Raw genomic sequence first — 1,558 nt, 5'->3', positions numbered from 1 at the left:
GGGCACGGATACTCCAGCCGACGGTTTCCGCCTCGTGCCTGCCGACAGCCTGGTGGCCGACCCCCGGGGCGACTATTTCCGCCAGTGGCGGCCGGAGATCAAGAACGCCAACGACATCTGGCAACAGATTGTCAACGTCACCCACCTGCCGGGGCTGACCTCGGCGCCGAAGCTGCAACCCATCGAGGCGCGGCTCGTGATGCTCTCCACAGGCATGCGGGCACCGATGGGGGTGAAGGTGTACGGCCCCACGCTGGAGGACATCGAGCAGGGGGGTAAGCTGATCGAACAGGCATTGAAGTCGTCTCCGTCCGTCATCCCCTCGTCCGTGTTCTACGACCGGGCGGTGGGCGCTCCTTACCTCGAGATTAAGCTCAACCGGGAGTCAATGGCACGCTACGGTGTAGCGGTAGGTGACCTGCAAGAGGTGCTCGGAGCTGCCGTGGGAGGGATGGCGCTCACCCGCACGGTGGAAGGCCGCGAGCGTTTCCCCATCCGGCTGCGCTATGCCCGTGAGCTGCGCGACGGTCCGGAGGCGCTCTCGATGCTGCTCGTTCCCACCGCCACCGGGGCGCAAGTGCCGCTCAAGGAGTTGGCGGACATCGAATATTCGCGCGGCGCGCAGATGATCCAGAGCGAAAACACGTTCCTGGTGGGCTACGTCATCTTCGACAAGCTCTCCGGTCGTGCCGAGGTGGACGTGGTGCACGAGGCGGGGGCGATGCTCGACGCCAAGGTGAAGAGCGGCGAACTGGTGCTGCCCAAGGGCGTCTCGTATAAGTTTGCCGGGAACTACGAGCAGCAGCAGCGTGCTACGGACAGGCTGATGATTGTCGTCCCGTTGGCGCTGCTCATCGTGTTGCTGGTGCTCTACTTCCAGTTCCGCACGGTGACGGCTTCGCTGATCCATTTCTCTGGCGTGTTTGTCGCCTTCGCGGGCGGGTTCATCCTGCTGTGGCTCTACGGGCAACCGTGGTTCATGAATTTCAGCATCGCCGGTGAGAACATGCGGGATCTCTTCCAGATGCACCCCATCAACCTCAGCGTGGCGGTCTGGGTGGGCTTCATCGCCCTCTTCGGCGTGGCTACGGACGACGGGGTGCTGATGGGGACGTACATCCATCACGTCTTTCTGGAGCGTGACCCGAGGACCCGGCACGATATCCGTGAGGCGGTGGTCGAGGCCGGATTGAAGCGTGTCCGCCCTGCGGCGATGACGACGGCGACGACGCTGATCGCGCTGCTTCCCGTGCTGACGTCCACCGGAAAGGGGGCGGATATCATGGTTCCGATGGCTATCCCGACGTTTGGGGGGATGCTGATACAGTCGATGACGATGTTTGTGGTTCCGGTGCTGCAATGCTGGTGGCGTGAGGCGGTGGAGCGTAGACGGGAGAAGAAACGGAAAGGAGCATACGGTGAGTAGTACCCCCCCATAATATATAGGGGCCGAGTACCCCTGTATATGGGATCCGTATACTTCCCACATATGGGGGTATATACCCCGGGTAAGTCTCACCTTTTTGCATAATAATATTTCATAAGTAAACGATCATAA

The 1,558-nt window shown here is 61.4% G+C and carries 1 protein-coding gene; it reads left to right on the top strand.

What is annotated here, in order from left to right; all coding sequences use genetic code 11:
- On the top strand, positions 1 to 1,426 hold a 1,426-nt coding region (locus ACT8X9_RS13340), incomplete at its 5' end, for an efflux RND transporter permease subunit (protein ID WP_444269321.1).
- Positions 1,427 to 1,558 lie beyond the last annotated feature (132 nt).

Origin of the sequence: Faecalibacterium sp. (assembly GCF_052358865.1) — a bacterium.
Taxonomy (GTDB): domain Bacteria; phylum Bacillota; class Clostridia; order Oscillospirales; family Ruminococcaceae; genus Faecalibacterium; species Faecalibacterium butyricigenerans.
Note: the sequence above shows the minus strand (reverse complement) of the source record. Positions and strands in the feature narration are given on the sequence as shown.